This is a genomic window from Mycobacterium sp. IS-836 (assembly GCF_001954275.1).
Lineage (GTDB): Bacteria > Actinomycetota > Actinomycetes > Mycobacteriales > Mycobacteriaceae > Mycobacterium.
In genome coordinates this window covers 1-25,711 of the sequence record NZ_MBEU01000043.1, presented here as the reverse complement: position 1 = coordinate 25,711, position 25,711 = coordinate 1, and the positions used below count along the sequence as shown (strand labels likewise).

Below are 25,711 nucleotides of genomic sequence, written 5' to 3'. Positions count from 1 at the left end.
GCGGGCATCGGCGAGCATCTTGTCCGACTCGGCCTTGGCGGTGCTGGTGAGGCGGTCGGCGGTGTCCTGAGCGAGGCCCGCAGCACCGCCGACAGCACTGTCGCCGAGGCCCGGCAGCGTGCCGACGCGATGCTGGCCGACGCCCAAACCCGCTCCGAGACGCAGTTGCGCCAGGCCCAGGAGAAGGCCGACGCGCTGCAGGCCGACGCGGAACGCAAGCATTCCGAGATCATGGGAACCATCAACCAGCAGCGCACGGTGCTGGAAGGCCGGCTCGAGCAGCTGCGTACTTTCGAACGCGAGTACCGCACCCGACTCAAGACCTACCTGGAATCTCAGCTCGAGGAACTCGGCCAGCGCGGCTCGGCGGCGCCCGTCGACTCCAGCGCGGATGCCGGCGGGTTCGACCAATTCAATCGGGGTAACAACTAGCCCGCCATCCGTGCCGGACTGCAGGGTTGGCAGACTGGACCCGCACTAGACCTGGCAGTCCCGCCCGTTGCTGGAGGATGACCGATGCTGATCATTGCGCTCGTATTGGCCCTGATCGGGCTTGTCGCGCTGGTGTTCGCGGTCGTGACCAGCAACGAGCTGGTGGCGTGGGTGTGCATCGGTGCCAGCGTCCTTGGCGTGGTGCTGCTGATCGTGGACGCGTTGCGGGAGCGTCAGCGGCGTGACTCGGGCGAGCAAGCCGTTGTCGAAGAAGAGACCGCGGACGACGAGGACGCCGCCGTCGACTACCCGGAGGAAGTCCCCGAGGAGGCGGCCAAGGACGCCGGTAGCGACGAAGCTAAGTAGAACTCAGCTTGTCGGCTTGGCGAGCAGCTCGCGCACCTCGTCGTCACTGACCTGATGAAAATCGTCGTAGACCTGTCCGACGGCCTCGAACGCGGGCGGCATAGTCGCACACACGACGTCGTCGGCTTCGCGCGCGAGCTCCTGGCAGACTGACTCCGGCCCGACCGGGACCGCGACGACGATCGATCGCGGTTTGGCCGCACGTATCGCGCGTACCGCCGCCATCATGCTGGCGCCGGTGGCGATGCCGTCGTCGACCAGGATCACGACCCTGCCCGCTGGATCGGAGAGCGGGCGCCCGCCCCGGTATGCGCGTTCGCGGCGCTCGAGCTCGGCCGTCTCGCTGTCGATCACCTCGCGCACCTGCTCGTCGGTGATGTGCAGGCTGGAAATCACGTTGTCGTTCATCACCACGCCGCCGCCGCTGGCCAACGCGCCCATCGCCAACTCGGACCAGCGCGGCACCCCGAGTTTCCGAACCAGGAACACGTCCAGCTCGGCGTGCAGGGCCGAAGCGATTTCCCAGGCGACCGGCACGCCGCCCCGAGCCAGCCCAAGGACCAGCAGGTTGTCTTTATCGCGGTAGGAGGTCAGCTCGCCGGCGAGCGCGCGACCGGCCTCGCGGCGGTCGCGGAACGTCCGCATCGCCGTTCGCCGAAGAAAGCCACTAGGTGGGTTCATCGGTTGCACTCCAGGGTCAGCACTCCCGGCCATTGGGCTCTTTCCAGCCTACGTGTGCCCGCAAGCTCGACGAAGTGTCTTCCGGCCAGTCATCAGAAACCGGATAGCGTTGTACCCGAACAAGATCGAGAGGATTTGTGGGATGAAACGGCGTTTCCACACGTACACGGCGTACAGCATTGGTTGTGCGATGGTCTGGGTCCTGATCCTGGCCAGTGTTTCCGCGACGGCCGACAGCGGTACCAGGCACAAGGTCGTCATGGTGTTCGGCGGATGGGTTATCGGGTGGCTGTCGGCGACGATCGCCCGCGCCGTCTACCCACCGCCGAAGCGGCACATCGACTCGTAAAACGCTGTGATCGCGGCTTCGCCGCTCAACACACTCCATCGGTTCGGAGATGAACGCGAGCGTACATTTCGCTCGCCTCAGTCGTGTGTCCGAGGGGGGACTTGAACCCCCACGCCCATTAGTAGGGCACTAGCACCTCAAGCTAGCGCGTCTGCCATTCCGCCACTCGGACCGGCCAACGAGAGTTGGCAGCTAAGGCTATCGGATCGGTCCGCGCGCTCCCAACCCAGCTCGTGGCTCCGCGTCGCGCCCGCCGGCCCGGCCAATGGTGAGAGGCAGTGGTAGGAAAGGTGGTTGTGACCGGTGAGACCGACGTTCCTCGCGCCGCGCCCGACGAGGCCACCGATAGGGCTAGCGATAGGGCCGCCGATGATGTGGTTGAAGTTGTCAGCAGGTTGATCCGGTTCGACACCACCAATACCGGTGATCCCGAGACCACGCAAGGCGAGGCGGAGTGCGCGCGCTGGGTCGCCGAGCAGCTCGCGGATGCCGGCTATCGGCCCGAATACCTGGAATCCGGCGCGCCCGGACGCGGAAATGTGTTCGCCCGACTCGAGGGCGCGGACCGCTCGCGAGGCGCGCTGCTCATCCACGGGCATCTCGACGTGGTCCCGGCCGAACCGGCCGAGTGGAGCGTGCACCCGTTCTCCGGAGCGGTTGAGGACGGTTATGTCTGGGGCCGCGGCGCGGTCGACATGAAGGACATGGTCGGCATGATGATCGTGGTCGCTCGCAAGCTGAAGCGCGACGGCATCGTGCCCCCGCGCGACCTGGTGTTCGCGTTCGTCGCGGACGAGGAGCACGGTGGCCAGTACGGCGCGCGCTGGCTGGTCGACAACCGGCCCGATCTGTTCGACGGGATCACCGAGGCCATCGGTGAAGTGGGCGGGTTTTCCCTGACGGTGCCACGTCCCGACGGAGGCGATCGCCGCCTGTACCTGATCGAGACCGCCGAGAAGGGCATCCAATGGATGCGCCTGACCGCCCGAGGCAAAGCCGGGCACGGCTCGATGGTGAACGATCAGAACGCGGTGACCGTCCTCGCCGAGGCGGTCGCGCGGGTGGGTCGCCACCAGTTTCCGCTGGTGCTCACCGACACCGTCGTCGAGTTCCTGGGCGCCATCAGCGAGGAGACGGGCCTAACGTTCGACACCGACTCGGCCGACCTGGAGGGAACGATCGAAAAGTTGGGCCCGATGGCCCGCATGCTGAACGCGGTGCTGCGCGACACCGCAAACCCGACAATGCTCAAGGCCGGGTACAAGGCCAACGTCGTCCCGGCGACCGCGGAAGCGGTGATCGATTGCCGCGTGCTGCCCGGCCGGCAGGCGGCGTTCGAGGCCGAAGTCGACGAGTTGATCGGCCCCGACGTGACTCGCGAGTGGATCAGGGATTTGCCGGCGTATCAGACCAGCTTCGACGGGGACCTGGTCGACGCGATGAACGCAGCCGTGCTCGCGGTCGACCCGGACGGCCGGACGGTTCCCTACATGCTTTCCGGTGGTACCGACGCGAAATCCTTCGCGCGCTTGGGTATTCGCTGCTTCGGGTTCAGCCCCTTGCGACTACCGCCGGATTTGGACTTCTCTTCGTTGTTCCACGGCGTCGACGAACGGGTACCCATCGACGCGTTGCGGTTCGGCACCGACGTGCTGACCCACTTCCTGACACATTGCTAGGACACATTGCTAGGACACATTGCTAGACGAGAGGATCGCTCATGAGCTTGCCGACCGACCCGTACGACGCGCTGCCCAAGCTGCCGTTTTTCAGCCTGAGCTCGAATTCGATTACCAACGGGCAGCCGCTCGCCACACCACAGATCAGCGGGATCATGGGCGCCGGGGGCGAAGACGTCAGCCCGCAGTTGAGCTGGTCTGGATTCCCCGACGAGACGCGCAGCTTCGCGGTCACCGTCTACGACCCCGACGCTCCGACGCTGTCCGGGTTCTGGCACTGGGCCGTGGCCAACCTGCCCGCCGACGTCACCGAATTGCCCGACGATGCCGGTAACGGAGGCGAGTTGCCTGGCGGCGCTCTGCAATTGGTCAACGACGCCGGGATGCGGCGCTACGTCGGTGCGGCGCCGCCCCCCGGTCACGGCGTGCATCGCTACTACGTTGCGGTGCATGCCGTCGACGTCGACAAGCTGGACCTCCCCGAGGACGCCAGCCCCGCGTTCCTCGGGTTCAATCTGTTCCAGCACGCGATCGCGCGGGCCTACATCTACGGGACCTACGAACAGACTTAAGGATTTTGCAGTCGGGAATCGTGTCCGCGTAGACATCGGCTCCGAATAAAGATTGTGGAACCGCGCGGGTGCGTATTGGTGCTGCCGGGCGGCAAGGCGCGAAGCGAAGAGGCCTCCCGGTGGTGGCAACTGGCCAACGTCCGGATGATGTTGGTGGCCAAGGCGTTGCGGCGCCGGCTCGGGCCCGACGTCGAGGTGCGGCGCGTCCAGTATCGGTATCGCGGGTGGAATGGGCCCCGCCTGGACGCGCTGCGCGACGCCAAGCATGTGCTCGACGCGGTGCGCAACCGGTTTGAGCCGAAAAGCATTGTGTTGGTGGGGCATTCGATGGGCGGGCGGGTAGCGGCGCACCTGGCGGGCGGTGCCGACGTGGGCGCGGTGGTGGCGCTCGCGCCGTGGTGGGTCGGCGGCGATGGTGAGCTGATTCCGCCGGCCACTCGACTGCTGGTGCTGCATGGCACCGCAGATACCTGGACCGACCCGGGTGCATCGCGCATGCAGACGTTGCGGGCCGGTGAGCGCGGGCTGGCCGCTCAGTGGGTGGGCGTCGAGGGCGCCGGCCACTACATGGTCCGGAGGTGGGCCGAGTGGCATCGCCGAACCGTCGATTTCGTCGCCGACTACCTGCGGCGGTGATCTTGTCGGTGGGCGCCGATAGCATTCGAACATGCGTTCTAATACCGGCCCACGCGACCATGTGGACACGCTTTTCGGCGAACTCAGGGCGGCGCTGCGGCGTTGCGTCGAACTGCCCTTGGACGCCCTGACAGAGCCGGAGTTGTGGGCGTTGTTGGAGCACTACGACTTCCTCATGGGAAGGTTGGCGGTGGTCAAGTATGAACTCACCAGCCCGTTCAAGCCCTAAAGCAGCCGGATGCGGCTCGGTTGTTTCGGGCGAGGATCCTGTCGGTGGGCACCGATAGTATTCGAACATGCATTCGAGTAGTCGCGAGGAGATCGAGGCGGACTACGCCGCCTTGCGTGAGGTGATGTCGCGGATTGTCGCTCACCGGTACGACGCGCTCACCACGCCGGAGCGGTTGACCTTGCTCGAGCAACTTGAGCGCGAGACGCGGAGGCTTCGGGTGCCGGGGCATGAGTTGATCAATCAGGTCGCCGAGCAAGCCGGCCCAGAAGAACTCGGAGGCAGGCTGTCCCGCGTGCTCGCCGACCGGCTGCGCATTACCCGCGCCGAGGCGGCCCGGCGGGTGGCCGAGGCGGCCGATCTGGGTCCGCGGCGGGCGCTAACCGGCGAACCGCTGCCCGCCTTATTGACCGCGACGGCCGCGGCCGAGCGCGAAGGCAAGATCGGCGCCGGCCATGTCGACGTGATCCGGCGATTCTTCAACCAGTTGCCAAGCTCCGTAGACGTCAATACCCGCGCGTGTGCCGAAGCCCAGCTGGCTGGTCTAGCGGCACAGTTTCGCCCCGACCACCTCACCAATCTCGCGAGGCAGCTCGCCGCCTACCTCAATCCGGACGGGAACTTCAGCGACGAGGATCGCGCGCGACGCCGTGGGCTGAACCTCAGCACACAAGACATCGACGGGATGTCGCGGCTCAGCGGCTGGTTGACGCCTGAGGCCCGCGCCACCTTCGAGGCGGTGCTGGCGAAACTCGCCGCCCCCGGCATGGCCAACCCCGACGACGACACACCGACCGTCGACGGGCCACCCGCCGAGGAAGTGGCACGGCGCGACATTCGCAGCACCGCGCAACGCAACCACGACGCTCTCAATGCCGCGCTGCGCGCGATGCTGGCATCGGGAAAACTTGGCCAGCACAACGGGTTACCGGCATCCATCATCGTGACCACCACGCTGAAAGACCTCGAGTCGGCATCCGGTCGGGGGCTCACCGGCGGCGGCACCCTGCTGCCCATGTCCGACGTCATCCGCCTGGCTCGTCATGCGCATCAATACCTTGCGATCTTCGACAAGGGCGAAGCCCTGGCCCTGTATCACACCAAACGGCTGGCGTCGCCCGCTCAGCGAATTGTGCTGTACGCCAAGGATCGTGGTTGCACGCGTCCCGGCTGCGATGTGCCCGGCTACCTGTGCGAGGTGCATCACGTCGAAGACTGGGCGACCACCCACCGCACCGACATCAATGGGCTCACCCTGGCCTGCGGCCCCGATCACAAACTCGTCCAGCCGGGCGGCTGGACCACCCGAAAACGCAAAAATGGTGACACCGACTGGATCCCGCCGCCCCACCTCGACTACGGCCAACCCCGCACCAACACCTTCCACCATCCCGAGAAGGCGCTCTACGAGGAAGGCGGCGCGGAACAGGACGAAGATGACGAGGACGGCGCGGCCTGAGATCTAGCCCGGCGGCCGCTCCGGCTTTCTCGCCGCCGAGCCGACCGCGTCGGCGAGCGAGGCGAACCCGCCGTCGCGCAACCGCCGGGCGATGCCGTCGTGAATGTGCTTGGGCCACAAGCCCCCGCCGTAGATGAAGCCGGTGTAGCCCTGCAGCAGCGACGCGCCCGCGGTGATCCGCTCCCAGGCGTCGTCGGCTGTCTCGATGCCCCCTACGCTGATCAGCACCATGCGGTCGCCGACCCGCGCATAGAGTCGGCGCAACACCTCGGCGGCGCGGGGCGCGACCGGCGGCCCCGAAATGCCGCCGCTGCCGAGCTCGTCGACGCCAGGTGTGGTCAGGCCGTCGCGCGACACCGTCGTATTGGTGGCCACGATGCCGGCCAGGCCCAATTCGACTGCCAGATCCGCGATGTCGTCGATGTCGGAATCCGAGACATCGGGCGCGATCTTCACCAGCACCGGGGCCGACGTCTCGGCGAGCACGCCCGACAGGATGGGCCGCAGCGACTCGACCGCCTGCAGATCGCGCAGCCCCGGGGTGTTCGGCGAGCTGACATTGACCACCAGATACGACGCCAGCGGGCCGACCAGCCGCGCGCTTGCCCGATAGTCGTCGACGGCATCGGCGCTCGGGGTGGCCTTGGTCTTGCCGATGTTCACCCCGATCGGCACCTCGGGCCGCTGACGGGCCAGCCGGATCGCCAGCTGTCCGGCGCCGCGGTTGTTGAACCCCATCCGGTTCAGCAGGGCCCGGTCGGCCGGCAGCCGGAACAGGCGCGGGGCCGGATTGCCGGGTTGCGGGTGGGCGGTCACCGTCCCCACTTCCGCGTAGCCGAAGCCCATCGCCCCCCACGTCAACAGCCCCATGCCGTCCTTGTCGAACCCGGCGGCCAGGCCCAGCGGTCCGGGAAAGCGCACCCCGAACACCGTGCTGGCCAGCACCGGGTCTCGAGGCCCCAGCAGCCGGTGCAGCAATCGACGGGTCAAGCCAAACGCGGTGCCGGCGCGCAACAGGGCGAAAACCAGCGTGTGGATGCGCTCCGGCGGCACCATGAAGAACAGCCGGCGCACAAGGCGATACATCACAGCTCAGGCTGGTCGGGCCGCCGACCCGGGGAGCCCGCACCGTCGAGGCGAGATTTCTTGCGGCGCAACAAAACCCGCCTACTGCCGTCGTTATACAGCCGCACCCGGGTGAGTTCCCAGCCGCGGTATTCGGCCTCGATGGACAGCCGAGTGGACGCGCTGAGTCGGGTCACCTCGGGCGGCAGGCGCAACGGTATCCACTCGTACTCGTCGGACATCTCGGCGACCCAGCCCGCCGGCAGCCGACTCCACCGCGGCGCGGCCCGACTCGTCATGGGGCGCCCGCCGCGCGCTCGATGATCTGGACGCCCGCTCCCGACCCCGACACCACGTACAAGGTGTCCGACGCTTCGTCAAAGCTCAGCGAGTTGGGTTGCTGCACGGTTGGGTATCGCACCCTTTCGACGGGAATTCCGGTTGACAGATCGTAACCAATGACCGTGTTCGACGCGGTTTGGGACACCCACGCCAACGCGCGCGAGCCGGCCAGACCGTAGGGGGCCTGGCGCACCGGATAGGCCTGACGCAGGATCAGCGGATCCACACCGTAAACCAGGAGTTCGCCGCCGCGCGTATCGGCGACCAGGACCCGGCCCAGCGGATCCGCGGCAAGCGTCGTTGCGCCCTGGCCGGCCCGCAGCGCAAGCTGGGGGCGGCCGTCGGCGCCGATCGTCGTCACCGAGGTTTGCCCACGATCCAGAACCACCGTCGTATTTCCTTGCGTCACAAGGGAATCGACACGCGCGAAGATCTTGTTGCGGCTTTCGACCTTCGCGGTGCTAAAGGTGCCACCGCTGTGTGGCACGGCGGGTGTGGAGGCGAGTATGTAGACGGCGCCGTCGGCACTACCCAACACCAGCTTGCCGTCGGCGCGCCGCGCGATCGCGGTGAAGTCGACCTGCTCGGCACCGCCGACATTGACCCGCGTCGTGTGCCCGGCGGCCAGATCGACGGCGAAATAGCCGCCGCGGGTTGCCAGGTAGGCAGCGCCATGGCCGTCGCCGCTCAGGGCGGTCGCCGGCCCCGGCAGCGCGATCGCACGGGCGGCGACCTGCGCGGGACCGAACACCGCGACGCTCGCGGGTGCCGCCGGATCGGCCCCGGGGACCAGGACCGCCAGCTGGCGTGTGTCGCCGTCGAAGACCGCCACTTGGGCGTGACCGGGCAGCGGTCGCACCGCGCCGGCTGGAGTCGCCGACACCGGCGGCGATTCGGCGGCCCGCGCCGGCTCGATCGTGGGCGGCGTCGGTGACGTGAGCGGGTTCGACGAACACCCGGCGACCAGCGCCAGCAAAAGCGACAGACCGGCAATGCGGCAGTTCTTTAAGCAGCTATGCCGTGACAGCAACGATCGACCTTCGAATGGCGAGCATTGAGTTCACATTTTAAGGAACGGTTTCGCATCCAATATGGCCATGCCGCCCACATGCGGTCGTTCTGGAGAGGTATGGTCGCGATATGACCGTCATCGTTGACCGGCATACCGCAGACAAAGAGTTTGCTATCGAAGACATTTCGACAGGCATTTTCGCCAGTGGGTATGGACAAGTCGGTGATGGACGCAGTTTTTCCTTCCACATTGAGCATCGTTCGCTCGTCGTAGAAGTTTACCGGCCGCGGCTTTCCGGGCCGGTTCCGCAGGCCGAGGACGTGGTCGCGAGGGCGGCTCGCAGCCTGTTCGACATCGACGTCACCGACGTGCGCAGCCTGACCGCGGCGGTCCGCGACTCGGTCGCCCACGCGGTGCCCGTCCCGCGCTAAGCACGTCAACTAGTCACTCAACTAGTCATATCCCGTCGCAGTCACCCGCAGCGGGTACGGTCGTCGTGACATGACCGTCATCCTGTTGCGCCACGGCCGGTCCACCTCGAACACCGCCGGGATTCTGGCGGGCCGCTCCGAGGGCGTCGACCTCGACGAGAAGGGCCGCGAGCAAGCCGCGGGATTGATCGACCGGATCGGCGACCTGCCGATCCGCGCGATCGTCACGTCCCCGCTGCTGCGTTGCCGACGCACCGTCGAACCGCTCGCCGAATCGCTGTGCCTCGAGCCGGTCATCGACGAGCGGATCGCCGAAGTGGACTACGGCGAATGGACGGGCCGCAAAATCGGCGATCTCGCGAAAGAGGCGTTGTGGCGGGTGGTTCAAGCCCACCCCAGCGCGGCGGTGTTCCCCGGCGGTGAGGGTTTGGCGCAGGTGCAGGCCCGCGCCGTGGCCGCCGTTCGCGAACACGACAAGCGACTCGCCTTGGAATATGGGGGAGAACACGGCGGCGATGCGTTGTGGGTGGCATGTACCCACGGCGACGTCATCAAGTCGGTGATCGCCGACGCCTACGGGATTCATCTGGACGGGTTCCAGCGGGTCACCGCAGACCCCGGGTCGGTGAGCGTGGTCAGTTACACCCCGCTGCGCCCGTTCGTGTTGCACGTCAACCACACTGGGGCGCGGTTATCGTCGGCGTTGCGCGCCGCGCCCCAGAAGGACGAACAGCCGAAGGACGAGTCCCAAAAAGACGAGCCCCAAAAAGACGAGCCCCAAAAGGACGAGCCCCAGAAACACGAGCCGGTCAGCGAACTGCCGCCGAGCGATGCGGTGGTGGGCGGCTCCACCGACTAGTTCGGCGGGGACAACCGAATCGGATCGCACGGCCAGGGCAACTGCCGGTATTTTGGAAGTGCCATGTCCCGCGCAATTCACGTCTTCCGCACCCCCGACCGTTTCGTGGCCGGCACCGTTGGCCAGCCCGGAAACCGCACCTTCTACATCCAAGCGGTCGGTGACTCGCGGGTGGTGTCGGTGGTGTTGGAGAAGCAACAGGTCGCGGTCCTCGCCGAGCGCATCGGTGCGCTACTGCTCGAGGTGAACCGCCGGTTCGGCACGCCGGTGCCACCGGAGCCCGCCGAGGTCGACGACCTCAGCCCGCTGATCACCCCCGTCGACGCGGAGTTTCGCGTCGGGACCATGGGTTTGGGCTGGGACTCGGAGGCGCAGACCGTGGTGGTCGAGTTGCTGGCCGTCACCGACGCGGAGTTCGATGCCTCGGTGGTGCTCGACGACACCGAAGAGGGGCCCGACGCGGTCCGGGTGTTCCTGACCCCTGAGTCGGCGCGGCAGTTCGCGACCCGCTCCAATCGGGTGATCTCGGCGGGGCGCCCGCCCTGCCCGCTGTGCGACGAACCGTTGGACCCGGAGGGCCACATCTGCGCGCGCACCAACGGCTATAAGCGCAGCGCGCTGCTCGGGCCCGACGATGAACCCGAGCAATGACGACGCGGTGGCCGAACGTGAGGTGCTGCGGGACGGCGAGCTGACGGTCCTCGGACGCATCCGTTCGGCCAGCAACGCCACCTTTCTGTGCGAGTCGACGCTCGGTGAGCGCAGTGTGCATTGCGTCTACAAGCCGGTCGCAGGTGAGGCGCCGCTGTGGGATTTTCCGGACGGGACGCTGGCCGGCCGCGAACTCGGCGCATATCTGGTGTCGACGCAGCTGGGTTGGAACATCGTGCCCTACACCGTGATTCGTCACGGGCCGGCGGGCCCCGGCATGTTGCAGCTGTGGGTAGAGCAGCCGGGCGACACGCCCGAATCCGAATCGGAATCCGACGCCGGGCCCGGGCCCGATCTGGTCGACCTGTTTCCCGCCGGCAAACCGCAGCGGGGTTACCTGCCAATCCTGCGGGCCTACGACTACGCCGGGGACGAGGTCGTCCTGATGCACGCCGACGACATCCGGTTGTGGCGGATGGCGGTCTTTGACGTGCTGATCAACAACGCCGACCGCAAGGGTGGCCACGTCCTGCGCGACATCGAGGGCCACATCTTCGGCGTCGACCACGGCGTGTGCCTGCACGTCGAGAACAAGCTGCGCACGGTGCTGTGGGGCTGGGCGGGCAAGCCGATCGACGACAAAACCCTGGACGCGGTCGCCGGGCTCGCCGAGGCCCTGGGCGGCTCTTTCGGTGACGAGCTGGCCTGCCACATCACCCGCGCGGAAATCGCGGCGCTGCGCCGGCGCGCGCACGCGCTGCTGGACAACCCAGTGATGCCGGAACCGAACCGTCACCGACCGATTCCCTGGCCGGCGTTCTAGTACGGGTTGGGCCCTCGGCAATCCGGTCGGCGATACTGAACCGGTGACCCCGGCGCCGGATGAGATGACGGACGCCGCGCTGGCCGCCGACCTGGCCGCGGATGCGGGGGAGCTGCTGCTGAAGGTGCGCGAGGAGATCGGTTTCGATTCTCCCTGGGCCCTGGGCGACGCGGGGGACAGCCTGGCCAACGAGTTGATCCTGCGGCGGTTGCGGGCCGAGCGGCCCGGTGATGCCGTGCTCAGCGAGGAAGCCTACGACGACCTCTCCCGGGTGAATCACGACCGGGTGTGGATCATCGACCCGTTGGACGGCACCCGCGAGTTCTCCACCCCGGGGCGCGACGACTGGGCCGTACACATCGCGCTGTGGCAACGACCAAAACAAGACGGCCCGACCACCGACGGCTCGACCGACGAGCACCGCGAAATCACCGACGCGGCAGTGGCTTTGCCGGCGCGCGGCAACATGGTGTATCGCAGCGACACCGTGACCGACGGCGCCGCGCGCACCGGCGTTCCCCATACCTTCCGGATCGCCGTCAGCGCCACCAGACCACCCGCGGTTCTCTACCGCATGCGCCAGACGCTGCACATCCAGCCGGTGGCGATCGGTTCGGCGGGCGCGAAGGCGATGGCCGTCATCGACGGCGACGTCGACGCCTACGTGCATGCGGGGGGCCAGTGGGAGTGGGACTCGGCGGCCCCGGCCGGCGTACTGATGGCCGCCGGCATGCATGCGTCACGGCTCGACGGCTCGCCGCTGCGCTACAACCAGCTCGACCCGTACCTGCCCGACTTCGTCATGTGCCGTGCCGAGGTGGCGCCGATCCTGCTCGGCGCCATCCGCCAGGAATTTCCCTGATTCCGCGCGCGTTTAGAGTCGACGTTATGCAGTCGTGGTCTTCCGCACAGGTCCCGGTGGTTCCGGGACGCGGCCCGGAGCTGCGGCTCTACGACACCTCCGACCGGCAGGTGCGTCCGGTGGCGGCCGGCACTCAGCCCGGTTCGACCGCGTCCATGTACGTCTGCGGGATCACCCCCTACGACGCGACACACCTGGGTCACGCGGCCACCTATCTGGCATTCGACCTGGTCCATCGGGTCTGGCTGGACCTCGGTCATGACGTGCACTACGTGCAGAACGTCACCGACGTGGACGACCCACTATTTGAACGGGCCGAGCGCGACGGCGTCGATTGGCGTGAGCTCGCCGACCGCGAGGTCGCCCTTTTCCGCGAGGACATGGCGGCGCTGCGCATACTGCCGCCACGCGAATACGTCGCGGCGACCGAGGCGATTCCCGAAGTCGTCGAACTCGTCGAGAAAATGCTCGCCTCCGGCGCCGCGTACATCGTCGATCCAGAAACAGGGGAGCACCCCGACGTCTACTACCGGGCCGACGCCACGCCGCAGTTCGGCTACGAGTCGGGCTACGACCGCGACACCATGCTTCGGTTGTTCGCCGAGCGCGGGGGCGACCCGGACCGGCCGGGCAAGGCCGACGAGCTCGACGCGCTGCTGTGGCGGGCCGCACGTCCGGGCGAACCGAGTTGGCCGTCGCCGTTCGGCGCCGGCCGGCCCGGCTGGCATGTCGAATGCGCGGCCATCGCGCTGAGCCGCATCGGCAGCGGCCTGGATATCCAGGGCGGCGGCAGCGACCTGATCTTCCCGCATCACGAATTCACCGCTGCGCACGCCGAATGTGTAAGGGGCGAACGGCGATTCGCCCGGCATTACGTGCACGCCGGGATGATCGGCTGGGACGGGCAAAAGATGTCCAAGAGTCGAGGCAACCTGGTGCTGGTGTCGGCCCTGCGGGCGAAAAACGTTGAACCATCGGCGATTCGGCTTGGCCTGCTGGCCGGGCATTATCGCGCGGATCGGTTCTGGAGCCAGCAGGTGCTCGACGATGCGACCGCACGACTACATCGCTGGCGCACCGCGACCGCGTTGCCCGCGGCTCCGGACGCCGCCGACGTCGTCGCCCGGGTGCGCCGCTACCTGGCCGACGACCTGGACACTCCCAAAGCGATCGCCGCACTTGATGGTTGGGCCACCGACGCCCTGGAATACGGCGGGCACGACGAGGGCGCGCCGAAGCTGGTGGCCACCGCGGTCGATGCACTCCTCGGGGTGGCCCTGTAGGAGAGGCCCTGTAGGAGAGGCCCTGTAGAGAAGCCCTGTAAGTCACTAAACGGCAACTGCTGGGTCTCGATCCGCGCAACAATCTGGGTGGACGGCGTGTCATAAGTCACCATCGACGGAGCAACGCGTAGCGCGCGTCAACCGCAAAGGTGATTGCTTGATGCTCAGTCGTTTTCGCCGTGTGGCTGGCGTGGTCAGCGCCGTCGGCATACTAATCCTTGCGCTGGACACCGTGCACGCATCGGCGGCGGCCACGGAGAGCCCGAACCTGCTGGTGAATCCCGGCGCCGAGCTCGGCGATCCTTCGCTGTCGGGATACAGCTCAGTGACCATCCCGGGCTGGACTGTGACCGGCACACCGACCGTGATCAAGTACGGCACCCTGCGCCGCCTGCCGTGGCCTCTCGGGTCGCCCGGGCCGATGCTCCCAGCGGCCGCAGGCTATCCCCGCGCCCAGAACGGGCCCCCGGACGGCGGCGTGCAGTTCTTCGGCGGCGGACCTGTGGCCACATCCACGCTCGCCCAGATCGTCGACCTCTCCGGCGCGGCGCAGCAGATCGACACCAGCACTGTGCCTTACACACTGAGCGGGTGGCTCGGGGGCTGGCTACAAGACCCGTCAGAAGCGTCGGTCACCGTCACCTTCCTAGCAGCCAACGGATCGCAGCTGGGCACCCCCGGCAAGATCGGGCCGGTCGGTCTGCTCGATCGCGGGTTGAATGCCAAACTCCTGCAACGCCAGACCACCGGGCCGGTTCCCGCGGGGACCCGCAGTGCGCGTGTGGTCGTGACCCTGAAAGACAAAAATCCGTTGTTCGGCGCCTATAACAACGCCTACGCCGACAACATCTCGTTCACTATCGGCGCTGCGTTGCCCGCCCCACCGCCACCTACACCACCGGCGTCGAAAGTCGGCCCCCTCGACCATGTGTTCCTGATCTATCTGGAGAACCATGGCGTGAAAGACATCGTAGGCAGCCCCAACGCGCCATACACCAACGGCCTCATCAACAACTACGGATACGGCTCGAACTACTACGCCCAAACCCATCCCAGCCTTCCGAACTACTACCCAATCCTCGGCGGCTCCGACTTCGGCTTCAACTACAACTGCGAGCTGGACTGCTTCGACGAACACAACCTCGTCGACAACATCGAAGCGGCGCACGGTGGATGGGCCGGCTACGAGCAATCGATGCCACAGCCATGCTTCAAGCAGTCCGCGGGGCCCTACAGTCCCGGCGAACTGCCATTCCTCGCCTTCCACGACATCGCGGCCAACGACGCTCGCTGCCAGGCGCACGTACTGCCGCTGCAGCGGATGGCCACGGATCTCGCTTCGACGTCCACCACCCCGAACTTCGTCTGGTGGGCTGCGGACGAAAACCACAACCAGGAAGGCCCCGTCAACCTCGAGTTCATCATTAGCCTGCTGACGAATCATCAGTACAACATCAAGGCCGGCGACCAGTTTCTTGCGGACACGCTGCCCATCATCCTGAACTCGCCCGCATTTCGAACGCAGCGCAGTGCCATCTTCATCACCTGGGACGAGGACTACAACAACATCTCGCTGGGTGTCGGCAACGAGGGTAACCACATCCCCATGATCGTGATCCCGTCACCGAATTCCGGTATGCGCCAAGGCCATCTCGTTGCCGCCAACTTCAACAACCACTACAGCCTGCTGCGCACCATCGAAGACTCCCTCGCAATGCCCCGGCTCACCAACAACGACAAGTTCGCGCAACCGATGAACGACTACTGGCCGTAGTCTCTGCGCGCCAAGGGAATTACCCTCGTCTCATGAGCAAGCTGAGCGGATCGCTGGACGGAAAAGTCGTCTTCATCACCGGCGGCGCCCGGGGAATCGGCGCCGAGGTCGCCCGCCGGCTACGTGATAAGGGCGCCAAACTGGTGCTGACCGATCTCGACAAGGCGGCGCTGGACTCGCGGGCCGCCCAACTCGGCGGCGACGACCGAGTGCTGACCGTGGTGGCCGATGTGCGGGACCTGGCCGCCATGCAGGCCGCGGCCGCCGCGGCGGTCGAACGCTTCGGCGGCATCGACGTCGTCGTCGCCAACGCCGGCATCGCCAGCTATGGCTCGGTGCTGCAGGTCGATCCCGAGGCCGTCAAGCGCGTGCTGGACGTCAACCTGCTCGGCGTGTTTCACACCGTGCGCGCCACGCTGCCCGCGCTGATCGACCGGCGCGGCTATGTGCTGATCGTCTCGTCGCTGGCCGCGTTTGCCGCCGCCGCGGGAATGGCGCCGTACGACATGAGCAAGGCCGGCAACGAGCACCTCGCCAACGCGCTGCGCCTCGAGGTCGACCATCTCGGCGTCAGCGTCGGGTTGGCGCACATGTCGTGGATCGACACCGCACTGGTCCGCGATAGCACCGCAGACATGCCCGCGTTCGGCGAGCAGATCGCCGCGATGCCGTGGCCGTTGAACAAGACGACCTCGGTGGAAAAGTGCGCGGCGGCTTTCGTCAAGGGGATCGAGCGCCGCAAGGCCCGCGTGTTCTGCCCGCGCTGGGTTGCGTTGTTCCGTTGGCTCAAGCCGGTGCTATCGACGCCGATCGGCGAATTTCCCATGCGCAAGACCAACGCCGAGGTGATGCCGCGGATGGATGCCCAGGTCGCCGCGCTCGGCCGCTCCACCAGTGCCTACAACGAGGAGTTGGGGAGAAGTGAGTTGGCGAGAAGTGAGTTGGGGAGAAGTGAGTTGGGGAAAAGTTAGGTAAGACCTGGGGTCAGCGCCCGAAACCCGGGCGGCGGCGGCGCAGATACTTTTCGAACTCGGCGGCCAACGCGTCGCCGTCGATCTTGCCCAGCGCTTCGTTCATGTCCACCTCGGCGTCGCCGCGCTGCTCCAGCGACACCACGTACTCGGCGAGGTCCTCGTCCTCGGCCGTCATCTCGGTGACCGCCTGTTCCCACTCCTCGGCTTGCGCCGGCAGGTCGGCCAGCGGGACCTCGATGTCCAGCACGTCTTCGACCCGGCGCAACAGCGCCACCGTCGCCTTCGGGTTCGGCGGCTGAGACACGTAGTGCGGCACGGCCGCCCAGAACGTCACCGCCGGAATCCCGGCGGCCACGCAGGCGTCCTGGAACACGCCCGCGATCCCGGTCGGTCCCTCGTAGCGGGTTTCCTCCAGGCCGAAGCGTTTCGCCGACTCGGGGGAGTAGGCCGCTCCCGACACGGGCACCGGCCGGGTGTGGGGAGTGTCGGCCAGCAGCGCGCCAAGGATCACGACGGTATCGACGTTGAGCTTGTCGGCAATGGCCACCAGTTCGGCACAGAACGTGCGCCAGCGCATGTTCGGTTCCACCCCGTGCATCAGGACCACGTCGCGCTCGCTGCCCGGTGGCCGGCAATGTGTGATCCGCATCGCAGGCCAGACCAGTTCGCGAGTGACTCCGTCGACCTGTCGGATGACCGGGCGATTTACCTGGTAGTCGTAGTACGCTTCGTCGTCGATCTCGACGATTGGGTCGGCCTCCCAGATGGCATCGAGGTGCTCCAGCGCGTCACTGGCCGCGTCGCCCGCATCGTTCCAGCCCTCGAATGCCGCCACGACGATCGTGTTGCGCAGTTCGGGCAGCTTGCCGCCATCCGGGCCGCCATCGGGCTGAGTCACAGAATCAGCCTACGGCTTGCCGTCAGCCAGAGGGCGTTTGCATAGCTCGACTATCCTTGTGGCGTGACCGCCGAATACATTCGGCTGCAAACTGGTTAACCTTGTTAACTACCGCGTCGCCGACAAGATCCGCGAACTGTCCTTCGGGGGGCATCGCGATCGCGGCGATGAGTTGGGCGTCCAGACGTCGGTCGGGTGACGACGTAGACTTTTCTGGTCGAGAGGCGTTGCAACGGTTCCGGTTCGTGCCGGTAGCCGCCACGCTCGGCAGAGTCGACGTTGTTGACGAGAAGGACGCCTTCCGCTACGGAAGGAACGTACGTGAACGCCTTTAAGCCGCACATCCGCCCCGACTGCACCGACGAGCTGACGGCAGCTCTGCGCCAGCGGATCATGGTGATCGACGGCGCGATGGGCACGGCGATCCAGCGCGACCGGCCGGACGAGGCCGGCTACCGCGGCGACCGGTTCACCGAGTGGCCGACCGCTCTCCAGGGAAACAACGACCTGCTTACGCTGACGCAGCCACAGATCATCGAGGGGATCCATCGCGAGTACCTCGAAGCGGGCGCCGACATCCTTGAGACCAACACGTTCAACGCGAACGCGATCTCGCTCTCCGACTACGACATGGCGGACCTGAGCTACGAGCTGAACTATGCCGGTGCCGCGCTGGCCCGCAAGGCCGCCGACGAATACAGCACCCCGGACAAGCCCCGCTACGTCGCCGGCGCCATCGGGCCGACCACGCGGACCGCGTCGATCTCGCCGGACGTCAACGACCCTGGGGCCCGCAACGTCTCCTACGACCAGCTGGTCGCCGCCTACCTCGAATCCGCCAACGGTCTGGTCGACGGTGGTGCCGACCTGCTCATCATCGAGACGATCTTCGACTCGCTGAACGCCAAGGCGGCGGTGTTCGCCGTCGAGACGCTGTTCGAGGAGCGCGGACGCCGCTGGCCGGTCATCATCTCGGGCACCATCACCGATGCTTCCGGGCGCACGTTGTCCGGTCAGGTCACCGAAGCATTCTGGAACGCGATCAGGCACGCGAAGCCGATCGCGGTCGGCCTCAACTGCGCGCTGGGCGCGCCGGAGATGAGGCCCTACATCGCCGAGATGTCGCGGATCGCAGACACTTTCGTCTCCTGTTACCCGAACGCCGGCCTGCCCAACGCCTTCGGCGAGTACGACGAGACCCCGGAGCGCCAGGCCGGCTACATCGCCGACTTCGCCGAGGCCGGCCTGGTCAATTTGGTCGGTGGTTGCTGCGGGACGGCGCCGCCGCACATCGCCGAGATCGCCAAGGTCGTAGAGGGCAAACCGCCGCGCGAGGTGCCGAAAATCGAGGTCGCCACCCGGCTTTCGGGCCTGGAGCCGCTGAACATCACCGACGACTCGCTGTTCGTGAACATCGGTGAGCGCACCAACATCACCGGCTCCGCCCGGTTCCGCAACCTGATCAAGGCCGAGGACTACGACACCGCGCTGTCGGTCGCCCTGCAGCAGGTCGAGGTCGGTGCGCAGGTCATCGACATCAACATGGACGAGGGCATGATCGACGGCGTCGCCGCGATGGACCGGTTCACCAAGCTGATCGCGGCCGAGCCGGACATCAGCCGCGTGCCGGTGATGATCGACTCCTCCAAGTGGGAGGTCATCGAGGCGGGCCTGAAGAACGTGCAGGGCAAACCGATCGTCAACTCGATCTCCATGAAGGAGGGCGAGGAGAAGTTCGTCCGCGAGGCCCGGCTGTGCCGCAAGTACGGCGCGGCCGTCGTCGTGATGGCGTTCGACGAGCAGGGGCAGGCCGACAACCTGGAGCGCCGCAAGGAGATCTGCGGGCGGGCCTACCGGATACTGACCGAAGAGGTCGGCTTCCCGCCCGAGGACATCATCTTCGACCCGAACTGCTTCGCGCTGGCGACCGGTATAGAGGAGCACGCGTCCTACGGGATCGACTTCATCGAGGCCTGCGCCTGGATCAAGGAGAACCTGCCGGGGGTGCACATCTCCGGCGGCATCTCGAACGTGTCGTTCTCTTTTCGGGGCAACAACCCGGTCCGTGAGGCGATCCACTCGGTGTTCCTGTTCCACGCCATCAAGGCGGGTTTGGACATGGGCATCGTCAACGCCGGTGCGCTGGTGCCGTACGACTCGATCGACCCCGAGCTACGGGAGCGCATCGAGGACGTCGTCCTGAACCGTCGCGAGGATGCGGCCGAACGGCTCCTGGAGATCGCCGAGCGCTTCAACAAGTCCGGTGAAGCCTCCGAGGACCCGAAGGCGGCCGAGTGGCGATCTCTCCCGGTCCGCGAACGGATCACGCACGCCCTGGTTAAGGGCATCGACGCCCACGTCGACGACGACACAGAGGAGTTGCGGGCCGAGATCGCCGCCGCCGGTGGTCGCCCCATCGAGGTGATCGAGGGCCCGCTGATGGACGGCATGAACGTCGTCGGTGACCTCTTCGGCTCCGGCAAGATGTTCCTGCCCCAGGTCGTCAAGTCGGCCCGGGTGATGAAGAAGGCCGTCGCCTACCTGCTGCCGTTCATCGAGGCGGAGAAAGAGCAGAACGGCACCGCAGCAGCCAAAGACACCAACGGCACGATCATCATGGCGACCGTGAAGGGCGACGTCCACGACATCGGCAAGAACATCGTCGGGGTTGTGTTGCAGTGCAACAACTTCGAAGTGATCGACCTCGGTGTGATGGTGCCCGCCGAGAAGATCCTGGCCGCGGCGAAGGAGCACGACGCCGACATCATCGGACTGTCCGGCCTGATCACCCCGTCGCTGGACGAGATGGTCAACTTCGCCGCCGAGATGGAACGCGAGGAGCTCGAGATCCCGCTGCTGATCGGAGGCGCGACCACGTCGCGCGCCCACACCGCCGTGAAGGTGGCGCCGCGTCGTAGCGGTCCGGTGGTCTGGGTCAAGGACGCGTCCCGCTCGGTGCCGGTCGCGGCGGCGCTCCTCGATGACAAGCAGCGTCCCGCCCTGCTGGAGGCCACCGAGAAGGACTACGCATCGCTGCGCGAACGGCACTCACAGAAGAACGAGCGGCCGATGCTGACGCTGGAGAAGGCCCGCGCGAACCGGACGCCGATCGACTGGGACGGCTACACGCCGCCGGTGCCCGCCCAGGGCCTCGGCGTGCGGGAGTTTCTCGACTACGACCTCGAGGAGCTGCGCGAGTACATCGACTGGCAGCCCTTCTTCAACGCCTGGGAGATGAAGGGCCGCTTCCCCGACATCCTCAACAACCCGGCCACCGGCGAGGCCGCCCGCAAGCTGTACGACGACGCCCAGGAAATGCTCGACACCCTGATCAAGGAGAAGTGGCTGAGGGCCAACGGGGTGATCGGATTCTTCCCGGCGAACGCGGTCGGCTCCGGTAGTGAAGACGTCGAGGTCTACACCGACGACACCCGCACCGAGGTGCTGACCACCTTGCACAACCTGCGCCAGCAGGGTGAGCACCGGGAGGGCATCCCGAACCGGTCGCTGGGTGACTACATCGCCCCCAAAGAAACGGGCCTCCGGGACTACATCGGTGCCTTCGCGGTCACCGCGGGCCTCGGCAGCCAGGAGAAGATCGCGGAGTTCAAGGCCGCCCTCGACGATTACAGCGCGATCCTGCTGGAGTCGGTCGCCGACCGGCTGGCGGAGGCGTTCGCCGAGCGGTTGCACCAGCGAGTCCGCAAGGAGTTCTGGGGATTCCAGCCGGACGAGCAACTGGACAACGAGGCGCTCATCGATGAGAAGTACGTGGGAATCCGTCCCGCCCCCGGCTACCCCGCCTGCCCGGAGCACACCGAGAAGGTGACGCTCTGGAGGTTGATGGACGTCCGGGAGCGGACCGGCATCGAGCTGACCGAGTCGATGGCGATGTGGCCCGGCGCAGCCGTCAGCGGCTGGTATTTCTCGCATCCGCAGTCGCAGTACTTCGTGGTCGGCCGGTTGGCGCAGGACCAGGTCGCCGACTACGCGAAGCGCAAGGGCTGGACCCTGTCCGAAGCCGAGCGCTGGCTGAGCTCCAACCTCGGCTACAACCCGGAGGACTGAGCGGAAACCGCCGTGACTTTGCTCGCTGCCGCGTGAAACAATCGCTGGCCGTGAAGACCTTCGAGGATCTGTTCGCCGAACTCGGCGATCGTGCCCGCACCCGGCCGGCCGGCAGCGCCACTGTCGCCGCGCTGGACGGCGGGATACATGCGCTGGGCAAAAAGATCCTCGAGGAGGCCGGCGAGGTGTGGCTGGCGGCCGAACACGAACCCGACGACGCGCTGGCCGACGAGATCAGCCAGTTGCTGTACTGGACGCAGGTGCTGATGATCGCGCGCGGCCTGACCCTTGACGACGTCTACCGGAAGTTGTGAGAGCTGTGAGCATGTTGCGCGTCGCGGTTCCCAACAAAGGTGCGCTTAGCGAGCCGGCCACCGAGATCCTCGCGGAGGCCGGTTATCGGCGCCGTACCGACCCCAAGGATCTGACGGTCATCGACCCCGTCAACCAGGTCGAGTTCTTCTTTTTGCGGCCCAAAGACATTGCAATCTACGTCGGTTCGGGCGAACTGGACTTCGGCATCACCGGGCGCGATCTGGTGCTCGACTCCGGGGCGCCGGTGCGAGAGCGCCTGGCGCTGGGCTTCGGTTCGTCCAGCTTCCGCTACGCCGCCCCGGCCGGGCGCAGCTGGGCGACGGCGGATCTGGCCGGCAAGCGTATCGCCACCGCCTACCCGAAACTGGTCCGAAAAGACCTGGCCGAGAAGGGGATTGACGCGACGGTGATCGGGCTCGACGGGGCCGTGGAGATCTCGGTGCAGCTCGGTGTGGCCGACGCCATCGCTGATGTGGTGGGGTCCGGGCGCACCCTGAGCCTGCACGATCTGGTGGCCTTCGGTGAGCCACTGTGTGATTCGGAGGCGGTGCTGATCGAGCGCAGCGATCACGACGGTCGCGGTGAGTCGCGGTATGAACTGGAAGCGGCGCGGGATCAATTGGTAGCCCGGGTCCAAGGTGTGGTGTTCGGTCAGCAATACCTGATGCTCGACTACGACTGCCCGCGCTCGGTGCTGGAGAAGGCCACCTCGATCACGCCGGGACTGGAGTCTCCGACCATCGCCCCGCTGGCCGACCCGGACTGGGTCGCAATCCGGGCACTGGTACCGCGCCGCGGCGTCAACGAGATCATGGACGAGCTCGCCGCCATCGGTGCCAAAGCGATTCTGGCGTCCGATATCAGGTTCTGCCGATTCTGATTGCCCTATCGGCGGGACGGCCGCTGTGTTAGCGTCCGCCGTGGGGGAGACCCGGCCGAGCTCGAGGGCCGGCACCCCTTTTTGGTGCCCGGGCAGTTCATCCTCCAGGAGGGGTCTCCGTGACGCATGCACTAATTCTGCTGATGGCTTTGTTGATTGGCGTGGTCGCCGGGTTGCGCTCGCTGACGGCGCCGGCCGTCGTCGCCTGGGCGGCGTTTATCGGCTGGATCGACCTGCACGGCACGTGGGCATCATGGGTGGCCAACCTCATCACCGTCATCGTCCTGACCGTTCTCGCCGTCGGCGAACTGGTCAACGACAAGCTGCCCAAGACGCCGGCGCGCACCGCGCCACCGATCTTCGCCGCCCGGATCGTCACCGGCGCGTTTGCGGGCGCGGTATTGGGCGCAATGCCGCACTGGACGTTTAGCTCGCTGGGGGCCGGCGTCATCGGCGCTGTGATCGGCACCCTCGGCGGTTATCAGGCGCGCAAGCGGCTGGCGGGGGTGACCGGCGGCAAGGACCTGCCCATCGCGCTGCTCGAGGATGCGGTCGCGATCGCGGGCGGCTTCGCCATCGCCGCGTGGGCGGGTCACGTGCTGACGGAGTACGTGCTGACGGCCGTTAAGTGACAGCCGTTAAGTGACGGCGGTTAAATGACGGCGGTTAAATGACAAAGCATTTCGACGCGATCATCGTCGGCGCCGGCCAAGCCGGCCCGCCCCTGGCGGGGCGGCTGACGGCCGCCGGGCAGCGGGTCGCGATAGTCGAGCGCAAACTGATCGGCGGGACCTGCGTCAATACGGGATGCATCCCGACCAAGACGCTGGTGGCCAGCGCGCACGCCGCACAGCTGGCCCGCCGCGGCGCGGAATACGGCGTCGGAACCGGACCGGTCACCGTGGACATGGCGAAAGTCAAAGCACGCAAAGACGACATCATGCTCAGCGACCGCAAGGGCGTCGAGGATTGGCTTGACGGCATGGACGGCTGCACCGTTTTTCGCGGCCATGCCCGCTTCGAAGATCCGCACACCATCAGCGTCGACACGCAGGACGGCGAAGAGCGGCTGCAAGCCGACCGGATTTTCCTCAACGTCGGTGGCCGTGCGGTGGTGCCGGAGATTCCGGGGCTGTCCGATGTCGAGTTCCTCACCAACGTGTCGATCCTCGAACTCGACACGCTGCCATCCCATCTCGTCATCGTCGGCGGCAGCTACATCGCGCTGGAGTTCGCGCAGATGTACCGGCGCTTCGGCGCTCCGGTAACCGTCGTCGAACGCGGCTCGCGCCTGGCCTCCCGCGAAGACGAGGATGTCTCGACCGCCGTCAGGGAGATCCTGGAAGCCGAAGGCATCGACGTGGTCCTCGGTGCTGACGATGTGCGAATCAGCAAGAGCGACAACGGATTCGAACTGACACCTCGTGACGGCGCGGCGCCCATTCAGGGCAGTCATCTGCTGCTGGCCGTGGGACGGCAACCCAACACCGACGACCTGGGTCTGGAAGCGGCCGGTGTGCGGACCGACGCCCGCGGCTACATCGTGGTGGACGACCAGCTCAAGACCAGCGTCGACCACATCTGGGCGATGGGCGATTGCAACGGCAAGGGCGCCTTCACCCACACCTCGTACAACGATTTCGAGATCGTCGCCGCCAACCTGCTCGACGACGACCCACGGCGGGTGAGCGACCGCGTCAGCACTTATGCGCTCTACATCGACCCGCCGCTGGGGCGCGCCGGCATGACCGTCAGCCAGGTCCGCGAGTCGGGCCGCAAGGCGCTGCTCGGCAAGCGACCCATGACCCGGGTCGGCCGGGCGGTGGAAAAGGGTGAGACGCAAGGCTTTATGAAGGTCGTGGTGGACGCCGAAACCCACGAGATCCTGGGAGCGGCCATCCTCGGCGTCGGCGGCGACGAGGCGATCCACGCCATCCTGGACGTCATGTCCGCCAAAGCTCCGTACACGACGCTGTCGCGCACTATGCACATCCACCCCACGGTGAGCGAGCTGGTCCCCACAATGCTGCAGGAGATGTCGCCGCTCGATTAGCGGCTCGATTAGCGGATGATCATGCCGCCGGTTCGGCGTCTCCGGCAAGGGGGAGGTGCACCGAATGCAGCACCGCGTCCGCGCCGCCTTCGGCGGGGTCTTCCGGCCACCCGGGGTAGGGCGGCGGTGTCCCGCCGAAGGCCGGACAGCGCTCCTGATGCGGACACCAGTCGCACAACCGCGACGGGCTGGGACGGAAATCGCCTGTGGGCGCGGCGGATTGGATGGCACGCCAGATCGCCATCAGGGTCTTCTCGAAGCGCAGCAGCTCGTCGTGATCCGGTGAGTAGTCCAAGACCTGGCCGTCGGCAAGGTAGATGAGGCGCAGGCGGGCGGGCAGCACCCCGCGTGAGCGCAGCAACGCCACCGCATAGAACTTCATCTGGAACATCGCCTTGAACTCGGCCAGGGCACGCGCTTCCGGCGGCGCCTTGCCGGTTTTGTAGTCGACCACCCGCAGCTCGCCGGTGGTGGCGACGTCGATGCGATCGATGAAGCCGCGCAGCAGCGTGCCGTCGGCGAGCTCGACCTCCACGCGCTGTTCGCAGCATTCGGGCTCGAACCGGGTCGGGTCTTCCAGCAGGTAATAGCCGGACAGCAACGCGCGGGCTTCCTCGAGCAGCTCGGTTCGCTGTTCGGGTTCCAGCTCGGCGGCCAGATCGGGCGCGGCCGCAATCACCCGTTCCCAGGCGGGTTCCACCAGCGATCGCGCGGTGTCCGGGACGCGCGACGCGGCGGGCAGGCCGTAGAGCTGCTCGAGCGCCGCGTGCACCACCGAGCCACGTAGCTGCGCCGTCGATGGCGCCTCGGGCAGGCGGTCGATGGCCCGGAAGCGGTACAGCAGCGGGCATTGCTTGAAGTCCGCCGCCCGCGAAGGTGACAGAGCCGGGCGGGAAGGCGGTCGGGGGCCGTCGTCCGGCGGGCCGGTCATGGGCCCCGGCATGGACTCCGTCATGCCCGCAGCGTAGGACCGCGCGGCGACAACCCCGAGCACCGGCTACGGCGAGTCGGCTGGCAG

General features: G+C 66.8%; 25 protein-coding genes, 1 tRNA gene and 2 pseudogenes. 21 read left to right on the top strand and 7 right to left on the bottom strand.

All coding sequences use genetic code 11. The features are described from left to right. Both A5747_RS12585 and A5747_RS12580 read left to right on the top strand, forming a co-directional pair. Positions 1-432 (top strand): annotated as a pseudogene (locus tag A5747_RS12585) (cell wall synthesis protein); the annotation flags it as partial. 84 nt (positions 433-516) lie between these two features. Continuing rightward, positions 517-798 carry a hypothetical protein gene (locus A5747_RS12580; RefSeq protein WP_076124616.1) on the top strand — a complete coding sequence of 94 codons (282 nt, stop codon included), beginning with the start codon at positions 517-519 and terminating at the stop codon, positions 796-798. 3 nt (positions 799-801) lie between these two features. On the opposite strand, the pseudogene A5747_RS12575 reads toward A5747_RS12580, so the two are convergent. Then, a pseudogene (locus tag A5747_RS12575) lies at positions 802-1,494 on the bottom strand (phosphoribosyltransferase); the annotation flags it as partial. A gap of 127 nt (positions 1,495-1,621) precedes the next feature. Here A5747_RS12575 and A5747_RS12570 point away from each other — a divergent pair. Then, complete coding sequence (locus tag A5747_RS12570; RefSeq protein WP_076124610.1) at positions 1,622-1,828, top strand: hypothetical protein; 207 nt, start codon at positions 1,622-1,624, stop codon at positions 1,826-1,828. 86 nt (positions 1,829-1,914) lie between these two features. Here A5747_RS12570 and A5747_RS12565 read toward each other — a convergent pair. Beyond that, a tRNA-Leu gene (locus A5747_RS12565) sits at positions 1,915-2,000 on the bottom strand. Positions 2,001-2,124: 124 nt separating this feature from the next. Here A5747_RS12565 and A5747_RS12560 point away from each other — a divergent pair. From A5747_RS12560 to A5747_RS12545, 5 genes are all read left to right on the top strand, one after another. Beyond that, the gene (locus A5747_RS12560; protein WP_076124626.1) at positions 2,125-3,507 is read left to right on the top strand and encodes a M20/M25/M40 family metallo-hydrolase; all 1,383 of its coding nucleotides are present in this window, start codon (positions 2,125-2,127) and stop codon (positions 3,505-3,507) included. Positions 3,508-3,548: 41 nt separating this feature from the next. Beyond that, positions 3,549-4,079: a YbhB/YbcL family Raf kinase inhibitor-like protein gene (locus tag A5747_RS12555; RefSeq protein WP_076124607.1), complete on the top strand. Its 531-nt coding sequence runs from the start codon at positions 3,549-3,551 to the stop codon at positions 4,077-4,079. Positions 4,080-4,133: 54 nt separating this feature from the next. Further along, positions 4,134-4,715, top strand: a complete 582-nt coding sequence (locus tag A5747_RS12550; protein ID WP_233148029.1) for an alpha/beta hydrolase — start codon at positions 4,134-4,136, stop codon at positions 4,713-4,715. Positions 4,716-4,746: 31 nt separating this feature from the next. Then, positions 4,747-4,944 carry a hypothetical protein gene (locus tag A5747_RS24825; RefSeq protein ID WP_139333113.1) on the top strand — a complete coding sequence of 66 codons (198 nt, stop codon included), beginning with the start codon at positions 4,747-4,749 and terminating at the stop codon, positions 4,942-4,944. A 67-nt stretch (positions 4,945-5,011) separates the two neighbouring features. After that, positions 5,012-6,403, top strand: a complete 1,392-nt coding sequence (locus tag A5747_RS12545; RefSeq protein ID WP_076124602.1) for an HNH endonuclease signature motif containing protein — start codon at positions 5,012-5,014, stop codon at positions 6,401-6,403. A 3-nt stretch (positions 6,404-6,406) separates the two neighbouring features. Here A5747_RS12545 and A5747_RS12540 read toward each other — a convergent pair whose 3' ends face one another. Genes A5747_RS12540 through A5747_RS12530 form a run of 3 tightly spaced genes read right to left on the bottom strand, consistent with a single transcriptional unit; the run spans position 6,407 to position 8,840 of the window. Continuing rightward, positions 6,407-7,489 carry a quinone-dependent dihydroorotate dehydrogenase gene (locus A5747_RS12540; RefSeq protein WP_076124600.1) on the bottom strand — a complete coding sequence of 361 codons (1,083 nt, stop codon included), beginning with the start codon at positions 7,487-7,489 and terminating at the stop codon, positions 6,407-6,409. After that, positions 7,489-7,767, bottom strand: coding sequence for a DUF5703 family protein (locus tag A5747_RS12535; RefSeq protein WP_076124597.1), 279 nt, complete (start codon positions 7,765-7,767; stop codon positions 7,489-7,491). Before A5747_RS12535 ends, A5747_RS12540 begins: the two co-directional genes overlap by 1 nt. Then, positions 7,764-8,840 (bottom strand): hypothetical protein, encoded by a 1,077-nt coding sequence (locus tag A5747_RS12530; protein ID WP_142245549.1) that lies wholly within the window; start codon positions 8,838-8,840, stop codon positions 7,764-7,766. The genes A5747_RS12535 and A5747_RS12530 overlap by 4 nt, the downstream gene beginning before the upstream one ends. A gap of 110 nt (positions 8,841-8,950) precedes the next feature. On the opposite strand from A5747_RS12530, the gene A5747_RS12525 reads away from it, so the two are divergent. From A5747_RS12525 to A5747_RS12490, 8 genes are all read left to right on the top strand, one after another. Further along, on the top strand, positions 8,951-9,253 hold the full coding sequence (locus tag A5747_RS12525; protein WP_076124595.1) for a hypothetical protein: 303 nt from the start codon (positions 8,951-8,953) through the stop codon (positions 9,251-9,253). A 70-nt stretch (positions 9,254-9,323) separates the two neighbouring features. Beyond that, a complete protein-coding gene (locus A5747_RS12520) occupies positions 9,324-10,112 on the top strand; it encodes a histidine phosphatase family protein (protein WP_076124593.1) in 789 nt (262 codons plus the stop codon). A 63-nt stretch (positions 10,113-10,175) separates the two neighbouring features. Next, a complete protein-coding gene (locus tag A5747_RS12515; protein WP_076124591.1) occupies positions 10,176-10,763 on the top strand; it encodes a DUF3090 domain-containing protein in 588 nt (195 codons plus the stop codon). Beyond that, positions 10,747-11,586 carry an SCO1664 family protein gene (locus A5747_RS12510; RefSeq protein ID WP_076124589.1) on the top strand — a complete coding sequence of 280 codons (840 nt, stop codon included), beginning with the start codon at positions 10,747-10,749 and terminating at the stop codon, positions 11,584-11,586. The genes A5747_RS12515 and A5747_RS12510 overlap by 17 nt, the downstream gene beginning before the upstream one ends. Positions 11,587-11,650: 64 nt before the next feature. Then, positions 11,651-12,448, top strand: a complete 798-nt coding sequence (locus A5747_RS12505; protein WP_076124587.1) for a 3'(2'),5'-bisphosphate nucleotidase CysQ — start codon at positions 11,651-11,653, stop codon at positions 12,446-12,448. 26 nt (positions 12,449-12,474) lie between these two features. Continuing rightward, complete coding sequence (gene mshC, locus A5747_RS12500; RefSeq protein ID WP_076124585.1) at positions 12,475-13,731, top strand: cysteine--1-D-myo-inosityl 2-amino-2-deoxy-alpha-D-glucopyranoside ligase; 1,257 nt, start codon at positions 12,475-12,477, stop codon at positions 13,729-13,731. 160 nt (positions 13,732-13,891) lie between these two features. Then, complete coding sequence (locus tag A5747_RS12495) at positions 13,892-15,505, top strand: alkaline phosphatase family protein (protein WP_076124583.1); 1,614 nt, start codon at positions 13,892-13,894, stop codon at positions 15,503-15,505. Positions 15,506-15,537: 32 nt separating this feature from the next. Next, positions 15,538-16,476 (top strand): SDR family oxidoreductase, encoded by a 939-nt coding sequence (locus A5747_RS12490; RefSeq protein ID WP_076124581.1) that lies wholly within the window; start codon positions 15,538-15,540, stop codon positions 16,474-16,476. A 13-nt stretch (positions 16,477-16,489) separates the two neighbouring features. On the opposite strand, the gene A5747_RS12485 is transcribed toward A5747_RS12490, so the two are convergent. Next, complete coding sequence (locus tag A5747_RS12485) at positions 16,490-17,377, bottom strand: PAC2 family protein (RefSeq protein ID WP_083700379.1); 888 nt, start codon at positions 17,375-17,377, stop codon at positions 16,490-16,492. A 393-nt stretch (positions 17,378-17,770) separates the two neighbouring features. Here A5747_RS12485 and metH point away from each other — a divergent pair, with 393 nt between their 5' ends. From metH to A5747_RS12460, 5 genes are all read left to right on the top strand, one after another. Beyond that, positions 17,771-21,445: a methionine synthase gene (gene metH, locus A5747_RS12480; RefSeq protein ID WP_233148030.1), complete on the top strand. Its 3,675-nt coding sequence runs from the start codon at positions 17,771-17,773 to the stop codon at positions 21,443-21,445. Positions 21,446-21,477: 32 nt separating this feature from the next. Next, positions 21,478-21,759 (top strand): phosphoribosyl-ATP diphosphatase, encoded by a 282-nt coding sequence (locus A5747_RS12475; RefSeq protein ID WP_076124577.1) that lies wholly within the window; start codon positions 21,478-21,480, stop codon positions 21,757-21,759. An 11-nt stretch (positions 21,760-21,770) separates the two neighbouring features. Then, complete coding sequence (gene hisG / locus A5747_RS12470) at positions 21,771-22,640, top strand: ATP phosphoribosyltransferase (protein ID WP_076124575.1); 870 nt, start codon at positions 21,771-21,773, stop codon at positions 22,638-22,640. A gap of 119 nt (positions 22,641-22,759) precedes the next feature. Beyond that, the gene (locus A5747_RS12465) at positions 22,760-23,272 is read left to right on the top strand and encodes a DUF4126 domain-containing protein (protein WP_076124573.1); all 513 of its coding nucleotides are present in this window, start codon (positions 22,760-22,762) and stop codon (positions 23,270-23,272) included. A 38-nt stretch (positions 23,273-23,310) separates the two neighbouring features. Then, a complete protein-coding gene (locus tag A5747_RS12460) occupies positions 23,311-24,693 on the top strand; it encodes an FAD-containing oxidoreductase (RefSeq protein WP_076124571.1) in 1,383 nt (460 codons plus the stop codon). Between the two features lie 19 nt (positions 24,694-24,712). Here the strand turns inward: A5747_RS12460 and A5747_RS12455 are convergent, their stop codons facing one another. Further along, positions 24,713-25,624 carry a RecB family exonuclease gene (locus A5747_RS12455; RefSeq protein ID WP_076124618.1) on the bottom strand — a complete coding sequence of 304 codons (912 nt, stop codon included), beginning with the start codon at positions 25,622-25,624 and terminating at the stop codon, positions 24,713-24,715. Between the last annotated feature and the right edge of the window lie 87 nt (positions 25,625-25,711).